7 protein-coding genes and 1 pseudogene are annotated in these 6,051 nt (G+C 38.6%); 4 read left to right on the top strand and 4 right to left on the bottom strand.

Features of this window, described 5'->3' with window-relative positions; all coding sequences use genetic code 11:
* Positions 1 to 26: 26 nt before the first annotated feature.
* A complete protein-coding gene (locus FJR08_RS12850) occupies positions 27 to 1,133 on the bottom strand; it encodes an amino acid ABC transporter substrate-binding protein (protein WP_168633424.1) in 1,107 nt (368 codons plus the stop codon).
* A gap of 165 nt (positions 1,134 to 1,298) precedes the next feature.
* Between FJR08_RS12850 and grxC the strand changes: the two genes are divergently transcribed.
* Positions 1,299 to 1,619, top strand: a complete 321-nt coding sequence (gene grxC, locus FJR08_RS12845) for a glutaredoxin 3 (protein ID WP_148765859.1) — start codon at positions 1,299 to 1,301, stop codon at positions 1,617 to 1,619.
* On the opposite strand, the gene FJR08_RS22995 is transcribed toward grxC, so the two are convergent.
* Positions 1,593 to 1,961, bottom strand: coding sequence for a hypothetical protein (locus FJR08_RS22995; protein ID WP_174783086.1), 369 nt, complete (start codon positions 1,959 to 1,961; stop codon positions 1,593 to 1,595). The genes grxC and FJR08_RS22995 overlap by 27 nt on opposite strands.
* On the opposite strand from FJR08_RS22995, the gene tadA reads away from it, so the two are divergent.
* Both tadA and FJR08_RS12830 read left to right on the top strand, forming a co-directional pair.
* On the top strand, positions 1,950 to 2,429 hold the full coding sequence (gene tadA / locus FJR08_RS12835; RefSeq protein WP_168633423.1) for a tRNA adenosine(34) deaminase TadA: 480 nt from the start codon (positions 1,950 to 1,952) through the stop codon (positions 2,427 to 2,429). The genes FJR08_RS22995 and tadA overlap by 12 nt on opposite strands.
* Positions 2,430 to 2,541: 112 nt before the next feature.
* Positions 2,542 to 3,333: a 1-acyl-sn-glycerol-3-phosphate acyltransferase gene (locus FJR08_RS12830; protein ID WP_015079618.1), complete on the top strand. Its 792-nt coding sequence runs from the start codon at positions 2,542 to 2,544 to the stop codon at positions 3,331 to 3,333.
* Positions 3,334 to 3,747: 414 nt separating this feature from the next.
* On the opposite strand, the gene FJR08_RS12825 is transcribed toward FJR08_RS12830, so the two are convergent.
* Together FJR08_RS12825 and FJR08_RS12820 are read right to left on the bottom strand one after the other, a co-directional pair.
* Complete coding sequence (locus FJR08_RS12825; protein ID WP_168633422.1) at positions 3,748 to 4,902, bottom strand: LptF/LptG family permease; 1,155 nt, start codon at positions 4,900 to 4,902, stop codon at positions 3,748 to 3,750.
* Between the two features lie 185 nt (positions 4,903 to 5,087).
* A complete protein-coding gene (locus FJR08_RS12820) occupies positions 5,088 to 5,516 on the bottom strand; it encodes a hypothetical protein (RefSeq protein WP_168633421.1) in 429 nt (142 codons plus the stop codon).
* A gap of 339 nt (positions 5,517 to 5,855) precedes the next feature.
* On the opposite strand from FJR08_RS12820, the pseudogene FJR08_RS23255 reads away from it, so the two are divergent.
* Positions 5,856 to 6,051: pseudogene (locus FJR08_RS23255) on the top strand (hypothetical protein); the annotation flags it as partial.

Raw genomic sequence — 6,051 nt, 5'->3', positions numbered from 1 at the left:
AATAATAATAAAGTTCTTTTGCTTCCTTAGCGGAAAGGTGGAGAATAGAGTAATCCTCCTTTTGAGGAAATTTGATTTTGTCCGCGCGGGAGATTTAGTTTTGTTTTTGCTCCCAAATTGCGATCATAAATCTCGCCATAATTACCAACGTGCTTGATAATTTTGGCAGCAAAATCCTTTGTTAAACCAATTCCTTCGCCCAGGTTTCCTTCTGTTCCTAAAAAACGTTTAATATCGGGATCTTTACTATTAGCAAACTCGGCTAAATTTTGAGAATTAATTCCCAATTCTTCTGCTTTCACCAAAGCATAAACAGTCCATTTCACTATATCACTCCACTTGGTGTCACCCTTAGCAACTGCTGGCGCTAGAGGTTCAGAAGAAAGAACATCATCTAAAATGATATTATCTTCTGGTTTAGGTAAGGTTGTCCGTCGAGAAACCAGTGCAGAACGGTCTGTGGTGACAGCATCACAACGTCCTTCTGCATAAGTGGCAAAGGTGATATTCACATCTTCAAAAACAACGGGTTTATAAGTAATTCCCCGTTTCCGCATTTGGTCTGCTAAATTTTGTTCAGTAGTAGTTCCAGTTTGCACACAAATGGCTTTGTCTTTCAGGTCTTTGATAGATTGAATATTGCTATTTTTACGCACCATGACGGCTTGACCATCATAAAATACCACAGGTGCGAAATCTAAACCTTGGGAAGTTGCACGGCTAAAAGTCCAGCTAGTATTGCGACTGAGAATATCTACTTCTCCAGTTTGTAAAGCGGTAAATCGCTCCTTGGTATTGAGATTGCGATATTCTACCGCGTCTGGATTGTCAAATACTGCTGCGGCAACAGCCCGACAAATATCAACGTCAATGCCGCTATATTTGCCGTCAGTGCCGACAAAACTAAATCCTGGTAGTTCACCACTAACGCCACAAACAAGCTGTCCACGGCTTTTAATGCGATTCCAGAGAACGCGAGTAACTTGTCCTTGGGGGGTGCTGTCGGGATTTTGTGTATTGGGATTATTTTGTGGTTGATCATTACAGGCGCTCAGAATTATGATTAAAGGGGCGATCGCTAAAGGCATCCCTATCCCCTGTAAAATGACAGATAATTTCCTAAATTTCATCATCGTTTTTTCCCAAGAATCTTCTTTGGATGTTTCTACATAATTGAAACATTTATTGATACTCGTGGCAAATATATCCTCTGAGAAGTATAACTAACGGCACTCCAGCTATTAAACTGGATTTCTGTAGATGAGATTTAATTACAAGAAAACCTCTTAATTAAGAATATGCTAAATTTTCTCAACTCTCTTCTCGGTCGCCATCCAGAGCAAATCAAAGCCAATGTAGAAATTTACACTTGGCAAACTTGCCCCTACTGCATTCGCGCTAAAATGCTACTATGGTGGAAAGGTGTTAATTTCACCGAGTACAAAATTGATGGCGACGAAACAGCCAGATCAAATATGGCAGAACGCGCCGACGGCCGCCGTAGCGTCCCCCAAATTTTTATTAATAATCAACATATTGGTGGTTGTGATGACCTGTATCAATTAGATGCAAAAGCTCAACTTGACCCTCTGTTATTTGAGGTTGCGGGTAATGGGTAATGGGTAATTGGTAATTGGTAATTGGTAATGGGTGATTGGTGATTGGTGATTGGTGATTGGGTAATTTTCTTCTTTCTTCTTTCTTCTTTCTTCTTTCTTCTCCTGACTCCTGAACTCCTGACTCCTGACTCCTGACTCCTGACTCCTGACTCCTTCTACTGAACTCCTGACTCCTGACTCCTGAACTCCTGACTCGGTGACTCCTGACTCCCGAACTCCTGACTCCTGACTCCTGACTCCTGACTCCTGACTCCTGAACTCCTGACTCCTGACTCCTGACTCCTGACTCCTGACTCCTGACTCCTGACTCGGTGACTCCTTCTTCCCCCAATGCTTGAACACCCAGAATATTTACAACATCGAAAATGGATGAATCACGCCCTGGAATTGGCACAGGTAGCGGGTGATGCTGGTGAAGTTCCTGTGGGGGCTGTGATTGTTGACACAGATAATCAATTGGTTGCTGTGGGTGAAAATCGCAAAGAACGGGATCAAGATCCGACTGCACACGCAGAAATTATGGCGATTCGGGCTGCTAGTCAAGTTTTACAAAGTTGGCGCTTGCATCAATGCACTTTATATGTCACTCTAGAACCCTGTCCGATGTGTGCCGGTGCGATAGTTCATGCCCGATTGGGAAAATTGATCTATGGCGTGGACGATACCAAAACTGGCGCGATTCGTACTGTTATCAACATCCCTGACCATCCAGCCTCTAATCACCGTCTGAAAGTGCTAGGAGGTATTCTAGAATCAGACTGTCGAGAACAATTACAAAATTGGTTTGCTACCCAACGTCAACAAAAATAACAGACACAGATAAAACTGTCCAAAGGGGAAAACACAAGTTACCCAAGAAAATCTACGGTGGACATAATCAAGTTGGTGTCATCTTTTATTAGCCAAAAAATCAGCCACCGTTATGATCAAATCATACTTTGCTTCTACCAACCGCCATTCTCAAACTAAAAATACGCCTGTAAATCCTCACCTCGACTCCGCTCGGCGACCTTCGGTGCTTCAGAATACCTCGCGGGTTTCGCCTTGGTTAATCCGTGTTGCTTATCTTCTAGGACACTACATGATTTTGCCATCTTTCTTTGGGCATATTAAGGTGACTGGAAGAGAAAATATTCCTAAAAGTGGACCGGTAATTCTGGCACCTACCCATCGTTCCCGGTGGGATTCCTTGGTTTTGCCCTATGCTACTGGTCGTTGTGTGACGGGTAGAGATATGCGATTTATGGTAACGAGTAATGAATGTCAGGGGTTGCAAGGTTGGTTTGTGCTGCGAATGGGGGGTTTTTCTGTAAATATTGAACGTCCGGCGATCGCAACTCTCCGGCATACAGTAGAGTTAATGCAGCAGGGGGAAATGTTAGTTATTTATCCCGAAGGTGGTATTCATCGTGATGGTCAACTTCACCCCCTGAAGCCGGGAATCGCTCGTTTAGCTGTGACGGCTGAATCTACCTATCCAGGATTAGATATTAAAGTTATTCCTGTCGGTATCCATTACAGTGAACCCTATCCTCATTGGGGTACTGATGTGAGTATTCATATTGGTGAACCTATCAAAGCCGCAGATTATATGAATGGAAATTTAAAACTAGAAGCCAAAAGGCTGACGGCAGATTTAACCCATAAATTAAAACAATTAAGTCATCAAGAAGTAGAAATTAGCGATCGCATTTTTGCAAAAATTCATAATTAAAATCAGGTAGGGGCGCAGGGCTTGCGCCCATTCATAAGTTACAATCAGGAAAATTCTTCCCCTAGTACCGCAGGGCGGAAGTCAAAAGTCAAAAGTCAAAACTAATATACAGTAGGCTTTTTGGCGATTGAATATGGTTGCTTTATTTACGCCGTGATGTACTAGTAGTCTGTCAAAGACATTTTGACGGGTTTTTGGTAGTGCGGGCATACTATGGCTAACGCCACGCTGCGCTATCGACAAGCTCAGTACAAGTCTTGCCCGCGTGAGCGAGACGCTCACACTACAGTCCATCATTTTTATGTATCTGCTCAATAAATGTGAGCGAGACGCTCACACTACAGTCCATCATTTTTATCTTGACAGACTACTAGTTCCCATTACTTACAGGTATTTAACAAATATAATCCGATTTCAGGAATTTTTTTCAGTTAATATGTAAAAGCTAAAACCTGTAGCCAAAATATTTGGTAGCCATATTACATAACTGTAGATATTTCCTGAAATAATTAAAGCATTAATAACCGCCTCAAATATTTTCATTAACCCCAGAATTACTAAAGTAACTGTAAAACTATTATATTTAATCCTTGGTTGCAAATTAATTCCTATAGCTGTACCCAAAAAAGCCAATACAGCGCAGGAAATAGGTAGGGTAAATCTTTTTTGAAGATTAACTTGTAATTTGATTAGATTCGGGATATCTCCTGCTTTTTTTGCAACTAACAATCGTTGATAAATTTGAAATATATTCATTTCTCTATGATCTAATTTTTCCCTATCTAGTTGAAATTGCCGAGATATACTAGAAAGATTAAGGCGAATTTCATCAAACTTAATTCCCTGACCATAAGAACCATCTGGATTAATTATACTCTTGACACCATTATAAAAAAACCAATATTTGTTTCCTTCATTCCATTCAGCAAATTTAGATTTTATAATTACCTTCAAACCCCGATTATCTCTAATTAATAAGGTAACTTCTTGCATTTTTCCATCACTAAATCTCTCTGAGTAAAAGAAGTATTTAAGATAATTATCTTTATTAGATATTTGTTCATAATTTCTGTTGGCTAATTCTTTATAAACAATGTGATGACTTTTAAGATCCCATCTATTTATATTCATCACTTCCTCTAAGGTAATAGCAGCTTTATAGTTAGAGATAGGGACAATACCCTCATTAACAATAAATAGGATTAATGAAAGAATAAGACTTAGATGAATCGCTGGACAGATTAATTTATACAAACTTATTCCACAACTTTGTAAAGCAATAATTTCACTGGTAATTGATAATTTATTATAAACGAATATTGTGGTCATTAAAATAGCAATTGGTACAGCCAAAACAATAAACTCAGGTACTTTAAGAATGTGTAAATATATTAAAGTACCGAAAGATATTTGTTCCGTCAGAAGAAAACTAAATTGCTCGAATGATATACCAATTGATTCCGCAACAACAGTAACAATAACGATGGTAAATAGTAAAATCGGGGTAATTTCTGAGATTAAATAGCGCTCTAGTAACGATATGTGAGGAAAAATATTTATTTTTTTCATTTATCATTTTGCTGGTTATGTAGTTGCAGCAGTTGACGATATTTTGATATACAGATATTAGTGATAAAAATTTTGTGGTGCGCTTATTAATCTTATTTTTGTTTTTCGCAAACTGCTGGTTAAGTTATTTTTGGAAATGTTGGGTTTCGCTGTCGCTCTACCCAACCTACTACTCTAGATTAAGTTTAAGGAACTCCACGCAGATCAAGGTCACAATTTAAACTAGGATCACCAATCCTGGCGCAATCAGCGTACGTATCCGCAGCATTTTGCCTTATTATAGGTATAATGGGATTAGTACCAGTAGTTCCACCACTATCCCCATTTGTTAAGCCTTGTCGCCACTGAGCATGGTCTTGTAACCATTTAGATCCTTGTGTAACTCTACAAGCATTGTCTGTAGCATTGCATTGAGATGTATAATCGCTCCTTAGCGGTTCTGTCGTGGTATTAGATGTTATTGGTGTAACTGGTGTAGTTCCTGTTCCACTAGAAGTCTTACTTGATGTACCTGTACTAGGGGTATTACTTGATGTACCTCCACCACAGGAGGTAATCATTAAACCAATCAGTAGAAATCCGAAAAGCCCATGAGTTGAAAAAATTCTTAACATAAAGTAGTTTTACATAGATTTACTTATCCCACTCTAAATCTAAAAATCTCAACTCCTGTCTAAGTAATGATTGTCTTGTGACTGTTTTATGATTAACTTAGAGGTTGTTGAAAAAGTTTTTGATTGTAATATTAGACACTTGTTAATTATTCAATCTGCTTCTTTCAAAGGGATTTTAGAGGCATATAAGATTTGTTGATACATGATGAGAGACTTCTTATGAGAAAATAAATACTGTCAGTAATAATATGTTTTTAGGTGATGAGAAGCCCTAATAATGATCAAAAAAAGAAAAGAATTACCGTGACAGCCTCTTGTCAATGTATAAAGAAGGCCGAAATGGCTTTAATTAGACTAGGATTTGAATCAAAATCCAATTTTGCTAAACATCATTTATCTAGAACAACAGTTACCAAATTTTTTCAGGCTCAACCAATTTCAGTTGACTCCCTGAAAAGGATATGCAGAGAGTTAGAATTGAATTGGGAAGATTGTTTACCAACAGAAGAAATAATTAATAATAACCAAGAGAAAA

This window comes from Dolichospermum sp. UHCC 0260, assembly GCF_009711985.1.
Taxonomy (GTDB): Bacteria; Cyanobacteriota; Cyanobacteriia; order Cyanobacteriales; family Nostocaceae; genus Dolichospermum; species Dolichospermum lemmermannii.
Note: the sequence above shows the minus strand (reverse complement) of the source record. Positions and strands in the feature narration are given on the sequence as shown.